Annotated in this window: 16 protein-coding genes and 2 tRNA genes; 10 read left to right on the plus strand and 8 right to left on the minus strand. The window is 58.2% G+C overall.

The genetic code is table 11. The features are described from left to right. Positions 1-7: 7 nt before the first annotated feature. The 6 genes from QP324_RS00995 to QP324_RS01020 all read left to right on the plus strand — a co-directional run bounded on the left by QP324_RS00995 (position 8) and on the right by QP324_RS01020 (position 7035). On the plus strand, positions 8-1798 hold the full coding sequence (locus QP324_RS00995) for a DUF262 domain-containing protein (protein WP_284813982.1): 1791 nt from the start codon (positions 8-10) through the stop codon (positions 1796-1798). After that, positions 1788-2693 (plus strand): hypothetical protein, encoded by a 906-nt coding sequence (locus QP324_RS01000; RefSeq protein ID WP_284813984.1) that lies wholly within the window; start codon positions 1788-1790, stop codon positions 2691-2693. The genes QP324_RS00995 and QP324_RS01000 overlap by 11 nt, the downstream gene beginning before the upstream one ends. Before the next feature lie 63 nt (positions 2694-2756). Then, positions 2757-4343, plus strand: a complete 1587-nt coding sequence (gene serA / locus QP324_RS01005) for a phosphoglycerate dehydrogenase (RefSeq protein WP_225747048.1) — start codon at positions 2757-2759, stop codon at positions 4341-4343. 117 nt (positions 4344-4460) lie between these two features. Continuing rightward, complete coding sequence (locus QP324_RS01010; protein ID WP_284813987.1) at positions 4461-5480, plus strand: 3-isopropylmalate dehydrogenase; 1020 nt, start codon at positions 4461-4463, stop codon at positions 5478-5480. A gap of 177 nt (positions 5481-5657) precedes the next feature. Next, on the plus strand, positions 5658-6467 hold the full coding sequence (locus QP324_RS01015; RefSeq protein ID WP_005327736.1) for a fumarylacetoacetate hydrolase family protein: 810 nt from the start codon (positions 5658-5660) through the stop codon (positions 6465-6467). Further along, entirely contained in the window at positions 6460-7035 is a 576-nt protein-coding gene (locus QP324_RS01020; protein WP_284813989.1) for a bifunctional 2-polyprenyl-6-hydroxyphenol methylase/3-demethylubiquinol 3-O-methyltransferase UbiG, read from the plus strand. The genes QP324_RS01015 and QP324_RS01020 overlap by 8 nt, the downstream gene beginning before the upstream one ends. Here the strand turns inward: QP324_RS01020 and QP324_RS01025 are convergent. Next, positions 7032-8135, minus strand: coding sequence for an isochorismate synthase MenF (locus QP324_RS01025; RefSeq protein WP_284813991.1), 1104 nt, complete (start codon positions 8133-8135; stop codon positions 7032-7034). The genes QP324_RS01020 and QP324_RS01025 overlap by 4 nt on opposite strands. 100 nt (positions 8136-8235) lie before the next feature. Between QP324_RS01025 and QP324_RS01030 the strand changes: the two genes are divergently transcribed. Then, positions 8236-9351, plus strand: a complete 1116-nt coding sequence (locus tag QP324_RS01030) for a PHB depolymerase family esterase (RefSeq protein ID WP_284813993.1) — start codon at positions 8236-8238, stop codon at positions 9349-9351. A 78-nt stretch (positions 9352-9429) separates the two neighbouring features. Here QP324_RS01030 and QP324_RS01035 read toward each other — a convergent pair whose 3' ends face one another. From QP324_RS01035 to QP324_RS01065, 7 genes are read right to left on the minus strand one after another with little or no spacing between them, the layout of a single operon-like run. Further along, positions 9430-10878 (minus strand): choice-of-anchor M domain-containing protein, encoded by a 1449-nt coding sequence (locus QP324_RS01035; RefSeq protein ID WP_284813995.1) that lies wholly within the window; start codon positions 10876-10878, stop codon positions 9430-9432. Then, complete coding sequence (locus tag QP324_RS01040; protein ID WP_284767409.1) at positions 10875-11786, minus strand: anchored repeat-type ABC transporter permease subunit; 912 nt, start codon at positions 11784-11786, stop codon at positions 10875-10877. Before QP324_RS01040 ends, QP324_RS01035 begins: the two co-directional genes overlap by 4 nt. Beyond that, positions 11783-12511: an anchored repeat-type ABC transporter ATP-binding subunit gene (locus QP324_RS01045; protein ID WP_239278018.1), complete on the minus strand. Its 729-nt coding sequence runs from the start codon at positions 12509-12511 to the stop codon at positions 11783-11785. The genes QP324_RS01040 and QP324_RS01045 overlap by 4 nt, the downstream gene beginning before the upstream one ends. Then, positions 12504-13382, minus strand: coding sequence for a choice-of-anchor M domain-containing protein (locus tag QP324_RS01050; protein WP_239278020.1), 879 nt, complete (start codon positions 13380-13382; stop codon positions 12504-12506). Before QP324_RS01050 ends, QP324_RS01045 begins: the two co-directional genes overlap by 8 nt. Beyond that, positions 13375-14886 carry an anchored repeat ABC transporter, substrate-binding protein gene (locus tag QP324_RS01055; protein WP_284813998.1) on the minus strand — a complete coding sequence of 504 codons (1512 nt, stop codon included), beginning with the start codon at positions 14884-14886 and terminating at the stop codon, positions 13375-13377. Before QP324_RS01055 ends, QP324_RS01050 begins: the two co-directional genes overlap by 8 nt. After that, a complete protein-coding gene (locus tag QP324_RS01060) occupies positions 14886-16487 on the minus strand; it encodes a choice-of-anchor M domain-containing protein (RefSeq protein ID WP_284814000.1) in 1602 nt (533 codons plus the stop codon). The genes QP324_RS01055 and QP324_RS01060 overlap by 1 nt, the downstream gene beginning before the upstream one ends. Positions 16488-16523: 36 nt before the next feature. Beyond that, a complete protein-coding gene (locus QP324_RS01065) occupies positions 16524-18965 on the minus strand; it encodes a choice-of-anchor M domain-containing protein (protein ID WP_284814001.1) in 2442 nt (813 codons plus the stop codon). Between the two features lie 232 nt (positions 18966-19197). Between QP324_RS01065 and gltX the strand changes: the two genes are divergently transcribed. The 3 genes from gltX (at position 19198) to QP324_RS01080 (ending at position 21081) form a co-directional block, all read left to right on the plus strand. Next, positions 19198-20691 carry a glutamate--tRNA ligase gene (gene gltX / locus QP324_RS01070; protein ID WP_284814007.1) on the plus strand — a complete coding sequence of 498 codons (1494 nt, stop codon included), beginning with the start codon at positions 19198-19200 and terminating at the stop codon, positions 20689-20691. 206 nt (positions 20692-20897) lie between these two features. Then, positions 20898-20969 (plus strand) — tRNA-Gln (locus QP324_RS01075). Between the two features lie 39 nt (positions 20970-21008). Further along, positions 21009-21081: transfer RNA gene (locus QP324_RS01080), tRNA-Glu, on the plus strand. The last annotated feature ends 160 nt before the right edge of the window (positions 21082-21241 follow it).

Raw genomic sequence — 21241 nt, forward strand, 5'->3', positions numbered from 1 at the left:
GAGGGCCATGGGTTTTACGACGCCAAGCTATGATCTCAAAGACCTTTTTGCACGAATTGATCGCGGGGATATCCAATTACCTGACTTCCAGCGCAGTTATGCCTGGGATGAAGATCGTATTCGTTCCCTCATTGTTTCCGTGTTGCGCGGCTATCCCATCGGTGCGCTCATGGCTCTCGATACTCGAAACGAAAAGATGCGCTTCCGTCCCCGTGCCCTTGCCGGCGCACCCGACACTGGCGTCGACCCCGGCTTGCTCCTGTTGGACGGGCAACAACGCCTGACCACCCTGTATCACTGCTTCAACGGCGAAGGCTTCGTAGACACCACTGACTTCCGCAAGAAGAAGATTCACCGCCGCTTTTTTATCGATATTCGTGCGGCCGTGCGCGGTGATCTCATGCCGGATGACGCCATCTTCGCGGTCAATCAAGACGGTAAGATTCGTTCGCACTTCGCACCGGCAATTGAGGGCGACATCCTATCGCGCGAAGATGCACTAGAGAATATGTGCATTCCCGTGGCTTCTTTGTTGAGCGAAGATGGCGTAAGCATGCTCTTTGAACTTGCAGCAACCAAGCAGGAATACAGCGCAGAACTGGCGGCTTTTAATAATCGCATCATTCGACCTTTGTCTGGCTATGACCTGCCAATGATTCGACTTTCCCGCGAGACGGAGCGAGCCGGCATCGGCTCGATTTTTGCCCAAGCGAACTCGGCCGGCCTGCAGATGGATGTATTCGATCTTCTTACTGCCGTTTTCGCCTCTGAGGACCCCAGCTTCCACTTGGCCACTGATTGGCAAGAAGTGGAAAAGGACCTGCGTAAGTCCCCAGCCTTGGACGGAATTGGGCGCACCGAGTTTCTTTCCGCAGTATCGCTTCTGGTCTCCGGCGAAAAGGGCTGTGCCGGTGGCCAGCGCGAGGATATTTTGAAGTTGTCTTTGGCGGAGTACAAGTCGGCGGCCAACGATCTGCGCATTACTTTCCGCGAAGTCTCCGAGTTCCTCGCGCAGCGTTGCATCCTTAGCTTGGACCAAGTTCCGTTTAATGAGCAGATCGTTCCCCTGGCAGTCATCATCGCCCGATTGGCTAAGCGCGGGGGAGCGCTGTCTACCCAGCAGTCGTGGGACCGCATCAACCAGTGGTTCTGGTGTGGTGTCTTTGGCGAGCTCTACGGTTCTTCTGCGGTGCAGCTGCGCGCTGCTCGCGACGTCGATGAGGTCACCGAATGGGTAGCCGGTGCTACGGATGAGGCTCCGAAAACTGTCACCGATGCCACCTTCCGTGAATCTCGTCTGCTTTCCGTAGATGACAAAGACGGTGTCTGGCATGGCCTTTACGCCCTTCTCATGGCGCGCGGCGCGAAGGACTGGCGCACCGGAAAGGCCTTCAATCGCCATACGTTTGAAGAGCTGAAGCCAGGATTCTTCCCCGTGTTTCCTCTGAACTGGTGCAAGCGCCACGGAGTTGATCCCGTTTTGGCAGAGTCAGTCATGAACTACACCCCGATGGGCAAGCGTACCGAGGTGGTGCTCGACGGTTTCGCTCCTAACCGCTACCTACCCCGCGTTCAGTCCAAGTCCATCATGGAAGATGCGCAATTTGATGAGGTGCTAGCATCTCACGAAATGAATCTGGATTATCTGCGCGCATCACAGCCGCGTGAATTCCTTGCGGATCGCCGCCATAGGTTCTTGGGCATCGTGGAATATGCTTTAGGTAAACCCGTTATTCGTGATGTGGATGAAACAAACCTTTGTGGTGGAGAGGAAGGTCCGCAAGCTTTTGATCGCTAAATCAGTGCGCTTGGCAGCCACAGTGCTGGTTGCTGCACTAGCGCTATCAGCCTGTGGCACTCCGGTCACAGAATCCAAGCTGGTCAAACGTGGTTTGTCCGATTTGGACGAGTCTGAAATTGACCTCAACAAGGCCAAGGCGGAAAACCAAAATCGGCTCATTGATCCGAAATTTGATCAAAGGTTTGTCATTGTCGATGACACCATTGGGATTGAAGCCAGCCGCCTATTTTTTGAAGACTCGGATTCCCTGGTCCTTTTCGCAGGGGATGATAAATCAACCCTTCGAGCAGCGACCTTGGCGGTAAACCAGCATTTGCCGGCGGTGCAGTATGACGATGCTAGGCGTTTGGAAATCCATAAGCTGCTCACGGACTTAGGGGTAAGTCGCTTGGTGGTAATTGGAGACGTGCCGTGGACGGAAACATCTGGGGACTTCAACGTGATCAAGGATCCGGGAACGCATAAAGCATTGGGGGAGTTCACGGCATTCCAGTACGGCTCCAAGGTGGTTGCTTCCCCAGAACAGATGGTGAAGGATATCGCGCGTTTGGATAAGACTCCCCAAGTGGAGCTGCGCCCTGCGTGGGTGCCGTATGAAGGCGAGGCGCGCACTGATGAGAAAAAGAAGAACCCCATACCAGCGCAGTCCCGCAGGGACGGCCAAATGGCGCCGAATATCGTTGCAACTAAAGATAGCCCCATCGCAAACGTCATTACGGCGGCGGCCTACGGTGGAAGGGTTTTGGTGATGCCGACTGCCGATCCGCTGCAGGATAAACACAGTATGGCCGCTGTTGCCGGCCTAGAGGATGGCGCCTTAGTGGCCCTGGGGCCGGAATTCGGTCGAGTGAAAGAATTTAAGGCAAAAATCAAGCAGGGCAACCCCGACTGAACTACACTTCCTTGACACGCGGACATCCCGCGTGCACCGCATTTCACTTAAGCGAAGGAAGATATGTCGAAGCCGGTAGTTCTCATTGCCGATAAATTAGCTCAATCTACAGTTGCGGCCTTGGGGGATTCCGTTGAGGTTCGTTGGGTAGATGGACCAAACCGTGCGGAGCTCCTCGCCGCGGTTCCGGAAGCAGAGGCTTTGCTGGTGCGCTCTGCCACAACCGTTGATGCAGAGGTATTGGAAGCGGCCACAAAGCTCAAGATTGTGGGCCGTGCCGGGGTGGGACTGGACAATGTCGATATTCCGACGGCCACAGACAAGGGCGTCATGGTGGTCAATGCGCCAACATCGAATATTCACTCTGCGTGTGAACAGGCAATTGCCCTGCTCTTAGCGACGGCGCGCCAGATACCAGCGGCCGACCAGTCCCTGCGCGAAGGGGAGTGGAAGCGCTCTTCTTTCAAGGGCGTAGAGGTCTACGGAAAGACCATCGGCATTGTCGGCTTCGGACACATTGGCCAGCTCTTTGCCCAGCGTCTGAAGTCCTTTGAGACGACCATTGTCGCGCACGATCCCTATGCCAACCCGGCTCGCGCGGCGGCGCTGGGCGTGGAATTGGTTGAGCTGGAAGAACTGATGTCGCGTTCCGATTTCGTGACCATTCACCTGCCAAAGACTCCCGAGACTGCAGGAATGTTTGATAGAGAACTTTTGGCCAAGGCGAAGCGAGGACAGATTCTCATTAACGCAGCGCGAGGCGGTTTGGTAGACGAGGCGGCCCTGGCTGAGTCTATCGAGTCGGGACATCATCGAGGTGCGGGCTTTGACGTTTATTCCACGGAACCGTGCACTGATTCTCCGCTCTTTAAGCTGCCGCAAGTCACCGTGTCCCCGCACCTAGGCGCATCCACTGTAGAGGCCCAGGACCGCGCGGGAACAGATGTAGCGGAGTCGGTCTTGAAGGCTCTCGAAGGAGAGTTTGTGCCGGATGCTGTCAACGTCTCTGGCGGGACAGTGGGAGAAGAGGTTGCTGGTTGGTTGGACCTCGCCCGCAAGCTAGGACTTACTGCTGGCCGCCTTTTGGGTCAGGCCCCCGTTGCCGTTGAAGTGGAGGCCTGCGGCGAGTTGTCTACCGAAGACGTAGAAGTGCTAGGACTTTCTGCTGTCCGAGGCCTGTTTAGCGGCGTTACTTCGGAGCCGGTGACCTTTGTCAATGCAATGCAGATCGCAAATAGTCGCGGGGTAGAGGTGGAAGTAACTACTAATACGGAGTCCAAGGGGCACCGCTCTTCCCTGCAGGTAAAGGTTATCGGTGCCGATGGCGAGAGCTCCTCGCTCACCGGCGCACTTATCGGCATCGATGGAACCGAAAAGTTTATTCGCATCAACGGCCGCGGCGTAGATATGCGTGCTACCGGCCGCAACCTTTTCTTCCGCTACGCGGACGCCCCAGGTGCATTGGGGACGGTAGGAACCAAGTTGGGTGCTGCGGGAATCAACATCGTGGCAGCCGCTCTTACGCACGGTAAACAGGAATCTGATGCTGTGCTGATTCTGCGCGTGGAGGCCGAGGTGCCAGAGCATCTCATCGCTGACATTAATGCGGCCTTGGGAGCTGAATGCGAACAGCTGGACATGGAAGCATAAGGCTGCGGACTGCAACAGAGTCTCAACCCGCGTGGTGTTAGGTAATTTCCTGCGCCGCGCGGGTTTCTTTTGGTAGGGTAAGTCCATATCCACTCTGTGAGAAAGGAATCCTACATAATGAAACTTGCGGTGATTGGCGGCGACGGAATTGGGCCAGAAGTGACGGCCGAGGCGCTCAAGGTGCTGCGAGCCGTTCGCTCCGATATCGAGACCACTGATTATGATCTCGGCGCGCGCCGTTATCTGCGCAATGGGGAGCTTCTCACGGACGCTGACTTGAAGAGTCTGCGCGAACACGATGCGATCCTGTTGGGGGCGATCGGCGCCCCAGGTGAGGTGCCACCAGGCGTGCTGGAGCGAGGACTGTTGCTTAAGATGCGGTTTGCGCTGGATCATCACGTGAACCTGCGCCCGTCCAGGCTTTATCCCACCGCTTCCTCGCCGCTCGCTGAACCGGGCGATATCGATTTCGTTGTGGTGCGCGAAGGTACCGAGGGGTTGTACTGCGGAAACGGCGGTACCTTGCGAGAGGGAACTGAGCACGAGGTGGCCAGCGAGGTATCGCAAAATACTCGTTTCGGTGTGGAGCGTGTGGTGCGCGATGCGTTTGCGCGGGCAGCGCAGCGCCGCAAGCTTCTAACCTTGGTGCACAAGACTAATGTCTTGGTCAATGCTGGTGGGTTGTGGCAACGCACTGTTGATGAAGTCGCCGCCGAGTTTCCAGAGGTTCGTGTAGATTACCAGCATATTGATGCAGCGACCATTTATATGGTGACCGATCCGGCGCGCTATGACGTCATTGTCACCGATAACCTTTTTGGAGACATTCTCACCGATTTGGCGGGCGCGGTAACTGGCGGTATTGGCCTTGCCGCCTCCGGAAACATCGATGCCTCAGGTGCGAATCCCTCGATGTTTGAGCCGGTGCATGGTTCTGCGCCGGATATTGCGGGTAAGGGGATTGCGGACCCAACGGCGGCAATCTTGTCCGCCGCCATGCTGCTTCGCCACGTGGGAGATGAGCCCAACGCCCAGCGGATTGAGGATGCTGTGGCACACGATGTTGCGCACCGCGGCGACGGGCCGGTAAAGACCGTCGAAGTCGGTGACCGAATCGCCCAGCTTCTCGTCGAATAGAGCGGGCTTCTTGCGCTGGGCGCTTGCCGACGCCCCAGGTGCCCAGCGTTTCCTGGCGTAGTCGGCACCGGGGTTAGTAACGGTGAGTAAAGGGCAAAGGAAATTTACTCAAATTAACTAATTAACACCGTATCCTTTGCACACATGTGAAGGTGGCTATTGAGTAGGATTACCGCTATGCGTTTAGGACGAATTGCACACCCCGAAGGAATCTGTTTCGCCATTATCGATGGGCCAAAAGATGCCCCAATGGAAGAGCTCGTAGCAAAGGAAATTGCCGGCACGCCCTTCACCCCACCGGAGCCAACCGGCCGCGAGTGGAAGCTTAACGAGGTTCGCCTCTTGGCGCCGACCCTTCCCACCAAGGTGGTAGCGCTTGGACGCAACTATGCGGACCACGTTGCCGAGGTTTTCAAAAAGTCTGCTGATAGCCTTCCTCCCACCATCTTCATCAAGCCATCTACCGCGGTCATTGGCCCGGATGCTGCAATCAAGATTCCGGACTACGCCACCAACGTCGAGTTTGAAGGCGAGCTTGCCGTGGTCATTTCTAAGCCGTCGAAAAACATCAAGGCCGAGAACTGGAAAGACCACGTGCTGGGATACACCATCTGTAACGACGTTTCCTCCCGCGACCTGCAGTTTAAGGATGGTCAATGGGCTCGGGCCAAGGGTATTGACACCTTCTGCCCGCTCGGCCCGTGGATCGAAACCGATCTGGACAGCTTGAATCTAGACGATCAGAAGATTAATGCTTATCTGACGCACGAGGGTTCTCGCGAGCAAAAGCAGGATTCCAATACTGACCAGATGATTGTGAAGATGGGCGGCATTTTGGAGGAGATCTCCGCTGCCTATACCTTGCTGCCCGGCGATGTCATCACCACCGGCTCCCCGGCTGGCACCGCTCCTATGGTCCCAGGTGACACCATCGAAATCGAGATCCCGGGCCTCGGCACCCTGCGCAATACCATCCACCGTGCATAACCCGAGCCACCAAGAACACCGCGCCTGCGTACCCACCTCCGAGGAAATGGAGGAACGCTACCAGAGTTCTGAACGGGTGTGGTCGGGCAATCCCAATGAGACCCTTGTTGATTATGCTGCGAAGCTGACCCCTGGTACTGCCCTTGATATCGGGTGTGGAGAAGGCGCGGATGCGCTCTGGCTAAAGAACCACGGCTGGGATGTGTTGGGCATTGATTTCGCCCCGACTGCCGTCGCACGCACTAGGGCCCGCGGTGTCGCGGCGCAGGTCGCAACGTTTAGTGACTTTAGCCATGAGCCCTTTGACTTGGTCAGCGTCCACTATGGCGGGGTACGCGCCACGCCAGAAGAGGTGGAAAAGCTAGAGCGATTGGTGGCTCCAGGCGGAACACTGCTCTATGTCCATCACGATATGGAGTCGGCAGAGGCAGCGATGCCGGAATGGCTCGCGGAAAACCTGCGTGAGCTGGAAACGGTCGAGCTAACTCGTCGTGAACGCCACTTGACTGAAGGCGCGGGGGCGCACCACCAAAGCGATGTTGTGCTCGTCGCCAAGCGTGCAGCTTAGAGGCTAAGCGCCTTCAAAATGGTGCGCAGCTTGGCCGTGGTTTCTTCCAACTCGGCGTGGGCATCGGAATCGCCCACAATGCCACCGCCGGCCCAAGCACGCGCCGATAGTCCATCGCCGGCCACTTCTGCGCAGCGAATGGCTACCATGTACTCGCCGTCGCCGGAGCTATCACACCAACCGACCGCTCCGGCGTAGAATCCACGGTCCGTTTCTGCAGTCTCAATGAGGGCTTGGGCGGCCTCCGCAGGGGTGCCACAGATGGCCGGTGTGGGGTGTGTCGCCAGGGCAAGCTCAAGAGCGGTCAAGCCTTTATCCTTGAGTGTCCCGGAAATTGGCGTGCCAAGGTGCCACATCTCATTGGTGCTAATGAGTTGCGGGGCGTCCGGAATGTCTAGCTGCTCGCATAGCGGGCTAAGCACTCGGCGCAGGTGTTCCACTACGAAGGAATGCTCATGGAGATCCTTGGCGGAATGCAAGAGATCTTGACCTGCGATGTGGTCCTCAGCCGCTGCGCTGCGGCGCGGTGACGATCCGGCCAAGGGGAAGGCAGAAACGGTCGAGCCCTGACGCTTGACCAAAACTTCTGGAGAAGAACCAACCAGCATCGCGCCCGGCCGCCCAGCGGGGGAGAGATCGGCAATGAAGCCATCGCGGTTGGCGGAAAGGTCGATAAGGCGAGCCGCCACGAGGCGCGGATCAATAGCCTCAGGGAATTCGATATCTACGGCGCGGGCCAAAACCACCTTTTCCAGTTTGGAGGTTTCGATCGTGCCGATGGCCGCTTCAACTCGGCGCAGGTGCTCCTCGGGCTCTGGATCGAAGCCAACCACGCGGGAGCTCAAACTCTTATTGCGGTAGTAGGCGTGCGGTTCCAGCGGACCCTCTTCGCGGATGATGGCCTCCGGCACCGTTAGCGCGGCGGGCGTGTCAGAGTCGAACGGAATCGCACCGACGACCATGTCAACATCTTTGCTGCGCAGGGCAGAAATCGCCGCGTCGGTGTCATTAAAAGTGTGGCGCGCACCTTGGGTACGGACAGACCCCGTTGCTCGCGAAAGCAAAAAATCGGGGGCGGTGCTTGGTCTGTCTTCGTGCATGGGGATCTAGCTTAATGCCTTGGGCTTTTCTTACAGAATTGAGTGTGCACTGGGCGTGTAAACAGTGAATCAAGTGAATAATGTGGTTAATTTTAACCTTGTGGCTAATGTTACTAAGTTTCTTTATCGTTCCCTTTACTTAATCCTCGCTGCTGCGCTGGCTAGCGCTGCGCTTGTGTGTGCTGCGCCTGCCCATGCACAAGAAGGGCCAACCCCCGCTCCTGCACCGGCCCCAGCTCCAGTACCTGCTCCCGAAAACGCAATGCCCGTTACTCCGCAGCCCGATGGGTCCCACCTAGTTCCAGAAGGTGTTAAGGAGTCCACCCCGGCGCCAGCAGAAAATGGCAGCAGCGATAACAGTGCAGCGCCAGTTCCTGAGGGATCATCTCTTCCCGAGCCAGCGCCGCGGCCGGCAATGGTTGATACCAGCATCAATCCCAACCCGCCGTTTAAGCCGGGTTCCATGCAGTCCCTAGAGATGGAGCATGAGGGTAAGACTCGCAGGTACTTGTTGCGTATTCCAAACCACTACTCGCCGGAAAAGGCGGCGCCCGTTCTCTTCGGCTTTGGTGGGTGGGGAGATTCCCCGGAGAACTACTCCAGCTATGCACGCATGCAGGCCACTGAGGCCAATAACGAGGCCATTATCGTCTATCCAGAGGGATTTGAGCGAGCTTGGGAGGCGGCGCCTTATGCTAAGACGCGCGATGGGGAGGATATCCGCTTTATCAAGCGCATTCTCGATTCGGTAGACAAGGACTACCACGTTGATCGAAACCGCGTATACGCCATGGGTATGTCTAATGGAGGCGGCTTTACCTCGGTGCTTGGCTGCCACGCACAGGACACCTTTGCTGCCGTAGCTATGGTTTCAGGTGCCTTCTACAACCCGGTTGAGGTCAACTGTGCCGATGCGCCGATGAATACCCTCATCATGCACGGCGTTAACGACAAGATGATGACTTATGAGGGCGGTGACCGACACGAGGCTGGATACCTCCCTGTGCGTACGGTGCTCGGCGGCTATCTGAAGCGAAATCGCTGCGATATGACCTTCCAGTCCACTCCGGAAGCTGGCGGTTCAGAACGCTTGAGCTTTAACGGCTGCCAAAAGGATGTGCAACTGGTTAAGGTTCCGCAAGACCACACCTGGTTCTGGCAGCCAGATACGCCGAACGTGGTCTGGGACTTCCTGTCGTCCAAGACTCGGGTATAGAAGCATGAGCTCTTAGCCACCGCTAAAGCCCAGAGGAGAGATCCTCTGGGCATTTTGTTTTCTTAAGCCAGGCCTGCGCTAATTGACGCCCGGGATGTTCGACGTGGCATCATTGGCCTGGTGCTGGTGTGGTGTCTTCTTTTTGCGGAAGAACTGGACATAGACCAATAGCCCGATGCCGAGCGCTAAGGCGAATGCGCCCAGTCCGGCCAGGATCCCCGCCCAGAAGCTGCTTTGTGCGAGGGTAGTGGTATAGGCAGCGGCATCGGTCAGCACATTCTTGCTGTCCGTATTCTCTGTGTCGGTTGCATCTGGAACATGCTGTGCACGGGGTGCGTCGGCGGACTTTGCTTTCGCACGGGACGAGGTTTTTGTGTCCTTCCTACTGGCGGACTTCTTCGCAGTCGAGTGGGAAGAACCGCTGGTGGAAGCGGAGCGGTGCGAGCCAGATGACGTGCTCTTGCCTGATTTTGCGGTGGAGGCAGATTCGTTGACACGGCTAGCCGAGTGGTGGGTCGTAGTTTGTGAACCAGAACTGGACTTTTGCGCAGGGGCAGTGGATTGGGTTGATGTCGGAGCGTGGGACTTTTGTGGCGCTTTAGACTTTTCAGTATTCGCCGGCTTCTTGGGTGTTGAGTGCTTGCCCTTTTCTGCTTCGTCAGGTGCGCCGCCGTCAAGGAATTTTTGGCCTTCCTGCAGGGTCTTCTCCAGTTCCTTGTCTAACCCGGCGATGGATTTGTCTACATCTTTGATGTCCTTTTCCAGTTGCTTGGGGCGGCTATCCGCGCCGTTGTCAGAACCAGTGGCCGCGTCCGCTTCGGAATAGTCCACGCCGCACAGGTCCTTCGCCTCAGCTTGCTTTCCTACGAGGAAGCCGGCATGGAGGTGGTGGCGGGAGCCGTCAGGAAGCTCAAAGGTAAAGCTCACCGCGTAGGTTCCGGGCTTGGTAAACGCAAATGCCGGGTGGGAATGCGAATTGCCTGGGTAATCCCAGGCGGATCCATCTTCAGTGTCCATGAGCACCGTGGCTTCGCCTAGCTCCGCCTGGTAGGCCACAATGCGCCCATCTTCTGGGCCCTGTGCGATCGCCATGCTTAAGGTCGCAGTGTCATCAGCAGCGAGTAGGTCTTGGGATAGCTCCTGGGTGTTAAAGCCCAGCCAGGGAGCGGTGGGGTCTTGGGTTTGAGGCAGCACCCAGCCTTCTTCAGGAAGGGAACTATCGCCGAGCCCAGATAGCGGCTGTTTCAAGCCATCGGACACCTCAATAGCAAAGGTCTCAGAGTCATGCTTGATTCCCTTGTCATCGTCTTTGACGGTGAAGCTGAGGTCGCCGGAATCGCCGCTAAGCGCCATGTCTTGGTGGCCCTTGGTAATGAGATCGAAGTCGCTGGCGGAGCAGGCCGTGGCGGACTCTTCTGCGTGGGCGGAGGTGGGGGCTATGCCGGCTACGCCCGTCCCTGAAAGTGAGCCGAGGCCGATGAGACTGGCAGCGCCTAGGGCCACCGTGGTGCGGCAGACTGGTTTCATGAGGTAACGGATTCCTTTCGTGGGGTGTCGGGACGTGGGGCGTCGGAAAGCGAGGCACCGGCGTGCTTGCGGGCGCCGAGGAGTGGATGGATGGCCCAAACGCTTAAGAAAATGACGGTGAGCGTGAGCACGATGGTGGCGCCGGCCGGAAGATCAATGGCCCATGCCAGGTAGATGCCGAGGAAGCTGGACAGCGCGCCGATGAGGGCGGAAAGCCACATCATGGTCGCAAGATGCGTGGTAAGCAGGCGTGCCGTCGCGGCCGGGGTGATGAGAAGCGCGAGGACCAAGATATTGCCAATGGTGCTCACAGAAATGACCACGGCAGCGGTGACACACAGGTACAACATGATGTCGAGCACAACAACGGGAAGCCCCATGGCGCGGGCGGTTTCCCGGTCCAAGCAGGTGGCGTTGAGCTGGGGGCCAAAAGCTACGACGACGGCGATAACCAGTGCGCACACGCTGGCCGCGACGATGATATCGCTGCGGGATACGCCGGTGAGCGAGCCGAAGAGAAAGCTGGTCAGCGAAGCACTATAGCCATCGGTGCGCGAGATGATCACCATGCCTAAGGCAAAGGCAGCGGCGAAGAAGATGCCGATGATGGAATCAGCCCGTACGTGGCGGCGCTGCGAAAAGGCGGCGATGAGCAACGCCACAACCGCACCGGCCACCGCGCCACCGACGAGCACGGAGGCTTGCAAAGCGAAGGCTATGGCCAAGCCGGGAAAGACCGCGTGGGAGACGGCGTCGCCGATAAAGGCCATGCCGCGCAGCACCACGTAGCAGCCGACGACGCCGCAGACGATGGCCGCAAGCACAGAAATACCTACCGCGCGGGCGAGAAAGTCGAGGTGGGGGTTAGCTAGGTCGCGGAGGAAATCGAGGAAGGAAATTTCTATCATGCGGAGACTCCAATGGCAGAAAGCAGGGGAGAACCGGCGCGTACGCCAAAGGTTTGCGTCCACGGAGCGGTCTGGTGAAGAAGGCGCGGAGCGGAGTCATCGGCTACCACGGTGCCGTTAAAGAGGACCAAGCGGTGGCAGGAGTGCGCCGCTTCAGACAGGTTGTGGGTGGACATGAGGATGGCCTTGCCGCGCTGGGAAAGCTCCTCAAATAGCTCGAGTAGTGACTCGGTATTGGGGGCGTCGAGGCCGGTGAAGGGCTCGTCGAGCAGCAGCACGTCTGGTTGCGTGGCGAGCGCTCGGGCGATGAGGACGCGTTGGCGCTGACCACCAGAGAGCTCTTCGATGGGGCGGGTGGAAAAATCTTCCATGTTTACCAAGCGAAGAGCTTCTGCCGCCGCGGCGTGGTCCGCGGCGCGCGGCCGTTTGAGCCAGCCAATGATGCCGGTGCGCCCGCTGAGCACGGTGCGGTACACATTAATGGGAAAGCCCCATTCCACCTCGTGCCGCTGGGGAACGTAGCCCACGATTCCCCCGATCTCTCGGGTACCGGAGGAGGGGATGAGCCCTAAGATGGCACGCATAAGCGTGGTCTTGCCCGCGCCGTTGGGGCCTAAGAGCCCAATGAATTCGCCCGATCGGACCTCTAGGTTCGCACCTGTGATTACGCGCCGGTGGGATAGCGATACGTCCAGGTCGGCAACGGAAATGAGCGGTTTAGCCACGGCTATCGCCCCGCTTGGAAGAGCGCAGTACTAGGCCAAGGGCCAGCAGGAGTACGACGGCACCCACGCCGGCGAGGATAAAGACCCAAGTGGGGATGGAAGAGCCTGTGGTCTGGGCATCGTCTGGATTCCAAGTAGTATCTTGGGCCGCTTGGACGTCGGCATCATCGCCCACGGCAAAGGTGAGCACGCCATCGGTGCTGAAATCGGCGCCATCTTTGGTCTTGCCTTTGACCCTGATACCTACCTGATGGGTGCCTGGCTCTGTAAACGTCCAATTGGCATGGGTGTGGGTATTGAGGTCCACCCAGAAGTCTTCGTCGCTCTTTTGCGCGGTAGACCACAACAGCTGTGGTGCTTCAAAGCCGCCGTTTTGCAGGAAAAGGGAGAAGTCGCCAGGACCGGAGTGGCCGAGGAATTCCATGGTGACTCCGCGATCGGCGGCATCGACAAGCGAGGGCGCTTGGGTATTCCAACCCAGCCAGGGAACCCCGACCTGCTCGGTTTGGGGAACCACCCAGACCTTTTCGCCGGAATCGGCGCCTACAAAGCCAAAGTCATCGGTCTCCGGTAGGGTTTGCTGCGCCTTATCGCCCACGGCAAAGACAAGGTCATCCAGGTGGCGCCAGACGGGCTTGTCGCCGGCATCATCGCGGGCCATGAGTTCGGAATCGGTGCCGTCGAGCAAAGCGCCAACGTCAACGTGGCCGGTGTCGATGACCTTGTCCTCGCCCTGTGGGGCGATCTGTTCCTCGGCGCCGACGACTTGTGCGAGGTCGCCGGCCCAGGCAGGGCTCGTAGAAAAAGCAAGGCCGGCAGTAAGGGCGCAGGCGGCGGTGCGGATAGCGGTACGGGTAGCGAATTTAAGCATTGTTTTCTCCATCAGTGGAATTGGGGTTCAGGCAACGCTGGAGTGAATCAGCGTTGAACTTCATGAGGTCGATATAGGAGCCGACGGTGCCGTCCAGTGTGTCGCCATAAATGGGGCACAGCGCCACGCCTTGTTCTGCGGCGGCCTGGGTAAGAGTGTCGGCGCTGGCCTGTTGTACGGGCTCGACAAAAACGGCCGGCAGATGCAGGTTCTCCAGCGTGCGGCGCAAGGCTATAACCTCCCGCGGGGAAGGCTCGATGGCCGGGTTGGGCGTAACAAAACCCGCCACCGAAATGTCATAGCCCTGCTCGAGGTAGGCGTAGCCATGGTGCGTGGTCACTAGGTGCCGGTTTTCAGCAGGGATAGAAGAAATTGCGCGGTCCACATAGGAATCCGTGTCCCGCAGGCGCTTGGTATAGGCCGCTGCCCGCTGCCGGTAGGCGGCACCGTGGGAGGGATCTGCTTGCGCCATCTCCTCCGCAATGACATCGACGTAGGCGATGGCATTGTCCACGTTGTGCCACAGGTGCGGGTCCACCTCGCCGTGGATGTGTTTTCCCAGCACCGCCTGCGGCAATAGGTAGGTATCCGATCCCGGCCTGCCCAGGAAGCGGTAGGCCGGATCCGGCGGTATGGGCTGCAGTACCGAAGAGGGGATTGACACCACGGTGGTGGCAGGGTCGAAGCGCTTGTCCTGATCACGCAGGTCAATGCGGTGCTTGGCTAGGTCACCTGCAATATCCAGGTGTCCGGAATCTATCACATGCATGCCTTTAGGTGGGTTTACTCCCACGGCCACAGTGAGGTGTTGGACGTCGGTGCCCTCTGCTTGGAACCCGAGGTGGTAGATCCCTGGCTGGGAAAACCCCCAAGAGACGTGGGTGTGGGCGTTGGCAGGAAGGGTTACTGCATCTTCCTTGCCATCGACGCCATCGGCCGAGTTAAAGAGGACCTCCGGGGTACCGAAGGCGGAGACCACGTAGGCCGCCACGTCGCCCGGCCCGTCGGCGGAGACCATGCGAAAGTCCACTCCGGAGGAGTGTGGCGCGGCGCCGCTGATGCGCAGGCCCAGCCAAATGGCATCCAAGGAGACATCTTCGACCAGCGGCACCAGGGTGGCACCGCGGGCGGAGGCAGCGTCGGCGACCTCCACCACGGGGGCGTCGGTGGATTCGTGCAGCGTATCGATAAGAGCTTGCGGCTCTAGCAGGTAGCCATTGCTTAGCGCCAGGTTGGCATTGGCAATATCGCGCACCGTGCGCAGCGTTGGCTCAAAAGTATGCGGATCTTTTCCGCTGGGGATAAGGCTTTGCACGCGGGCATCTTTTCCGGCGACGTTGCGCGCAAGATCCGCGAGGATCGGGGTGGTGGCCACCACGGCGAATTTTTCTCCGCTTCCGGTATCCAACGCAGCCGAAGGGGCACAACCAGTGGCCAGCAGGCAGGAGCCCAGCAGCGCGCCTATGGTCCGAAGCCTGCGTCTATGAGAAAGCGCACGCGCCATTAGTCCGCTGCCTTAGCTACAGCTAGACGGGCAATGCCTAGGCCGAGGAAGAGCATGCCCAAGCCCAACACTCCGATGCCGAAGGGAACAATAGGAGTCCCCGTATTGGCTAAAGAACCGCCCTTGCTGTGTGCCTGCCCGGACTGGCCAGTGTTTGATCCGGTATTTGCGGTAGAGCCACCAGCGCTTGCCGACGCCCCACCTGCCGCAGCACCATGCCCGCAGTCGCCGCCCTCCGGATTTACCGCAGCACCCAGGTCGAAGTGCCCGTTGTCAAAGGCTTCAGCCGGCTTGTCGCCGCCAACCACGAAGTGAAGTGTCGCTTCACCGGCAACTTGCTTGCCCTCATCGGTCTTGGCCACCTGGCGGATGGTGACGTCATAGGTGCCCTGCGCACCAAAGACCCAGTTGGGGTGCACGTGCGTATTGGGAGCAATCGAATAGGTTCCTTCCGCCGCATCTGCATTGCCGCGGAACCACTCATCGCCCACGATCTTTCCCAAGCCGCCCTGGGAGTAGACCATCATCGGGCCGGGTCCCTTGAAGCCTGCTAACTCCCAGGTGACATCTCCAGGGATATTCTCGCGCATGGTCGGACTTTGGGTATTAGCGCCGAGCCACGGCACACCATCGACCTGGGTAGAACCAATCATCCACGCCTGACCAGCTGGCACTGGACCTACCTCTTGAGGCAGATCGACGCTGGATTTATCGGAGAGATAAAAGGTAGCGCCATCAGCATCGCGCCACTGGGAGGGGGAGACCGTATCGTCCTTGATTTGTGGAGTCATGCCCGGGGTGCACTCTTCGTTCCCGGAGGCGCCGGACTTATCGGCAGCTGCAGCGCCGCCCTTGTCTGCTGGTCGTTGGGCGTTCGTATCCTCTTGGTCATTGCTTACCTCGCCCGTGTCAGCCGATCGATCGGCTGTGGACGCATCGCCGCCGTCGCCCACTTCCCAGGTGTAGGTCACAGCATTGCTGGTTTCGCCGTTGGAATGGGCGCGCACCGTCATGGTGTAGGTGCCGGCCTCGCTAAAGGCCCAGTTGACGTGCCGGTGGGCTGGATTGGGTTGGTTGATAACCTCGCCGCTGGCCAGCTCCATTGCACCGGAATCAGTAACCGCCTGTATGTCTCCGAAACCGCTGGTCTCAAAGACGTATACCGAACCCGGGCCGGAAACTTCGGCGAATTCTAGGTCAACGTTGTCAAAGCCGCCATCGCGTGCAGGCTGGGTATCCCAGCCCGGCCAAATGATGCGCTGATCTTGTGTCTGCGGCAGGAAGTAGGTGGGTTGGCCGATCTCTGGCACGGCCTCGGTGGCATCCGACCAGGCATCCTCGACAACCTTGAGCACCACATCATCGCCGGAGCGTGGAACGCCCGATCCAGTGATGTCTTCCTTCATCGATAGGTGTAGCTGGCCATCTGGGGCCGTGACATAGAAGGCGTCTACGTGGCCAGAGTCGAAGACCTCATCAAAGGCAAGTGCCGCGGCGGGGGAGAAGAAGGCCAGTGCTGTCGCAAAGACGGCAGCGAATACGTGAATGAATCGGCGCCGCGGCGGGATGCGCCGAGGGGCAAAAGAAGGTGAATGATGCATTGAGGTTTCCCGTCTAGTTAGTGGGGTAGAAGAGGCTTAGAAGTTGAGGCCGAAGCGCTTGCGGATGAGGTCCTCGTTATCGCGGAAGAAGTTATAAAAGGCCTTGAAAATCACCACGAGGACCGCTGGTAGGACCAAACTCCACGGGCTAAACGAGGAGCCTGTAGGCTCTTCTGGCCGGCCGGGGTGGGCTGGTGTGTCCGGGGTATCTGGGGTGGACGGTTGCGTGGAAGGCTCCTGAGAAGGCTCCGCAGAAGGCTTGTCTGTTGGACTCTCGCTGGGCTTTCCGCTCCCGGTCGTGCCCGGCGCGCGGAAGGAACAGGAATCCAATGTCTTATCGCCTACGGCAAAGGTGAGGGTTTGGGGCGCGGACTTTAGTTCCTTGCCGTCCGTGCCCGTGGCCGTATAGGTAGCCTCAAAAGTGTACAAGCCAGGCTTGGAAAAGGCCCAGTGCGTATGGGTATGGGCCGGAAAGTTGGTTTCGATGGTGTAGTCCTTAGCCGCAGAATTGGCGAGGACCGAAAAGCCCTTGCCATGGGAGCCATCGATGAATGCGCCCCACTCGGCACCGTCCGGAGTGGAGGTGGGCTTCAAGTTGAGGTTGACGGCGTTGTCCTTGGTTGAGGAATAATCCAGGTCCTGGGTGTTATAGCCGGGCCAAATGATGTTTTGATCCTGGGTTTGTGGCAAGTGATAGAAGCGCTCACCAGGCTTTCCTAGGAAGTCGAACTCTTTGCCCGCGAGCTTCTTATTGCGCGGGGTGAGTGCATTATCGTGTACGCCGAGCACCACGTCATCGAGTTTGCGGTCAACAGATTTCTTGTCCACCTGTGCCGTGTCATCGCGCAGAACCGTTGCAAAGCCTCCCTCGGCAGGCTGGGCCTTGATGTCTACATGACCACGATCTAGTAGGTACTTCTCTCTGCATTGTGCATTGCTGGCTTGCGGTTCTTCGGTGCCTGGCTGCGGCGCGGAAGACGGAGTGTCTTCCTTGCCTGGGGTAGCTTCCGGTTCCTCATTGGAAGTGGAGAACTTCTCACTGACTTCATAGTTTTTACCAAAAGCAAAAGACTCGGTAATAACGCTGCTAGCGTGTCCGGCCTTCACTGTGGAATGGGGGAGGAGGTTTACCTTGGCAAAATAGCCTTCGAAGTACTCGCCCTCATCAAAGGCGACCTCGCCGTGGCCGTTAGTAATAGGGGTTTCCAGATCCACGGTGGGGTATTTAGCCCCCTTAGTGTCATAGAGCCCGCCGGTGAGAAGGCCGTTGAAGTTTTTATCGTCAGTATCCACCACGATCTTGGTGCCACCATTGCCCTGCTTGCGCATGCGGATGGTGTAGCCGAGCTCCTTTATCTCGGTTTCCTCGGTGGGGGCAAGCTGGCGCGGGTGGGAGGTTTCCTGCCACGTATCAGCGGCGGTAGAAGAATCGGTGTGGCTGGATTTGCCGGGTTGGAAGTCAAGGGGCTGGGATATCCAGCGTGGGGCATCGCCCTCTGGGGTGAAGACGGCCTGTACCTGGGACGGGTCGGGGCCCATATATTCGTCCCACTGAGCATGCCCGTCCTTAACGGGAAGGTCGGTGAGGAAGTAGCCGTCGATAAGCAGCGTGAGGGTGCCTTGTGCCTTGTTCTTGGCGTCGAAGGAAATGGTGGTGAGCTTGTCGTCGCCGTCTTTTTCGGGATTGGACTTGGGGGCCATGCGCAGGCTGTAGCCTGCAGCAGCGGCGTCGCCAGCTGCGGACTGTGCGAAGCGCTCCCTGAGGCTCGGCGTTTTTTCCTCTTTGGGCTTTTGCCCGCCAACTTGGATGGTGGTGGTCTGTGGCTCATTGGCTATGAGCTGGCCATCCTTTCCGCGCGCACTGGTGCGGTAGGTCAGGCGGTATCGTCCGGGCTTGGTAAACAGAGTGGAGTTGTGCGTATGTGTGCCGGCAACAATGTAGGCAGAGTGCGGCGAATCCGGGAAGGAACCGAGCATGCGGTGCAGCTGGGTGCCGTCCTCATCATCTTTATTGGTAAAAAGCTCTACCTCGCCGGGGCCATCGACGCTGAGCAAGTCAAGGAAGGCTACGTCATCCCGAAATTTGTCAGTGGGCAGGGAAGCATCTGCGCCAAAGCCCAGCCAAATGGGCGAAGTATTACCGGATACTTGGTGCGGCGCTGTGTAGTAAGTCGTGCCAGGGGCCCCAATGTAGTCTTGGGTCCCGTTTGCCGGAAGCGTATAGAGATACTGGTTGCTGTTATTCGTAGCGCTGTAGCCCTTGCCCACCCAGGCAACAGTGTCTGCAATCGGGGGCTCTTGACCGCCAAACTCGGACTTCAGGACGAAATCGTTGTTCTCCCAGAAAGACTTGGGGGAGTCAACGTGTGTATTGGTAGCGATGTGCTTGCCATCATCGGGGCCTGCGACAGCCGTGGCGGGAGTGATAAGTGCCAAAGTGCTCAGCGTGGCAAGGAAACGGGTGCGTGGGGAAGCCACAGTTGGGAAGGCCTTTCTACAGTTCTCACAAGTTCACCAGAAACTATAGAAAATGATTCCCATAACCCGTTAGCCGTAATGGAAGTCAGTTTCATTGACCTGTGGTTTTGTAGTGAAACCTGTTTCCAATTACCCCAATTTGCGTGTAGGGATCGACTGCCAATTGCTGCGCGCCGGGCAGGTTTCAGGGGCGCTTGGGCTGGTGCGGACTGGAATTGCGGACTCCACTACGATGGTGGGCATGACTGAAGTACGCGTTAGATTCTGTCCGTCCCCAACCGGTACGCCGCACGTAGGCATGGTGCGCACCGCGTTGTTCAACTGGGCCTACGCCCGCCATACCGGCGGCAAGCTGGTATTCCGCATTGAAGACACCGATGCCGCCCGTGACTCCGAGGAGTCCTACCAGGCCATCATTGATTCCCTGACCTGGCTCGGCTTGGGCTGGGATGAAGGCATCAATGTTGGCGGCCCGCACGAGCCGTACCGTCAGTCCCAGCGCATGGACATCTACAAAGAGGTCCTAGACAAGCTTATCGACGGCGGATTTGTCTACCCGGCATACTCGACCGCTGAAGAGGTGGAGGAGCGTCACAAGGCGGCTGGCCGTGATCCGAAGCTGGGCTATGACAACTTTGACCGCGATCTCACCCAGGAGCAGATCGACGCTTTCGAGGCTGAGGGCCGCAAGCCGGTCTGGCGCCTGCGCATGCCGGAGCAGGATTGGACCTGGACCGACCTGGTGCGTGGCGAGATGACCTTCAAGTCTGAGACCCAGCCAGACTATGTGGTGGCTCGTTCCAATGGTGCGCCCCTCTACACCCTGGTTAACCCGGTCGATGACGCCCTGATGCGTATCACCCACGTGTTGCGTGGTGAGGACCTGCTTTCTTCTACTCCGCGTCAGCTCGCGCTTTACGACGCCCTGAAGAAGATTGGCGTTGCCGAGTTCACCCCAGAGTTTGGCCACCTGCCCTTCGTGATGGGCGAGGGTAATAAGAAGCTGTCTAAGCGCGACCCGCAGTCCAACCTTTTTAATCACCGCGATAACGGCATTATCCCTGAGGGCATGCTCAATTACCTGTCCCTGCTGGGCTGGTCGCTGTCCGCGGACCAGGACATCTTCAGCATGGATGACTTGGTAGAAAACTTTGACGTCCACGACGTGCTGGGTAACCCCGCACGCTTTGACCAGAAGAAGCTCGAGGCTATCAATGCGGACCACATCCGCCAGCTAGACCCAGAAGAGTTTGCCTTCCGTCTGCGTAACTACTTAACCGAATACACGGATTTCCCGGCCGACTATGACGGCGAGAAGTTCGCCTTCGCCGCAGACCTTGTCCAAACCCGCATCAAGACTCTGTCTGATGCCTATGGCCTCATGAGCTTTTTGGTGACCCCGGATGCCGACCTAAAGCTCGATGAGAAGGCAGCGAAGAAGAACCTCAAGGAAGAGGCCATTCAGCCGCTCGAGGTGGGTATTGAGACCCTCGAGGGCATTGCGGAGTGGAAGACCGAGAATATTGAGGCGGCACTATCCAAGGCGCTTATCGAAGACCTTGAACTGAAGCCCCGTAAGGCCTACGGTGCACTGCGCGTAGCTATTTCCGGCGCCCAGGTTTCCCCACCGCTCTTTGAGTCCATGGAGCTGCTGGGTAAAGAGTCTACCCTGGCTCGCCTTCGTGCGGCCCGTGAAGTTACTCCCTACGTGCCGGCGGCACAGTAGGAGGAGTGTCTCCCGTAAGGCGGCGAATGATAGCTGAACTACAGCGCTGTCATTCGCCGCATTTTATTTACCATCCTAATGGCCTAAAAATGCGTTGTGCGCTGGCGATTTGGCAGTTTACGCGTTGATCATTATAGTTATTACACGTTGCAGCGAGCAAGGGAGCGAAGCCGGAAGGCGTTAAGCTTCCAGCGCAAGTTAGCAAATGGCCTATGGTGTAATTGGCAACACAGCGGTTTCTGGTACCGCCATTCTAGGTTCGAGTCCTGGTAGGCCAGCAGTGAAAATGCTTTAAACGGCAGGCTCACTAGTTCTATGCCCCGTTCGTCTAGCGGCCTAGGACGCCGGCCTCTCACGCCGGTAACACGGGTTCAAATCCCGTACGGGGTACAAAGACCTCCAGCCTAAAGGTTGGAGGATTTTTCATATCCGGGGCAATGTCTTTTTCTAGCGACAGTCTGGGGCGCGATCATGGGGTTAAGTAGCAAAAAGTGTGTCTGAGTTACAGCGATCTTGCTGCTCAGGCTGGGTAAATCGGGCGGATATAAGG

The sequence above is a fragment of the Corynebacterium sp. UMB0012 genome (assembly GCF_030216265.1).
In the GTDB taxonomy this organism is placed as follows: domain Bacteria; phylum Actinomycetota; class Actinomycetes; order Mycobacteriales; family Mycobacteriaceae; genus Corynebacterium.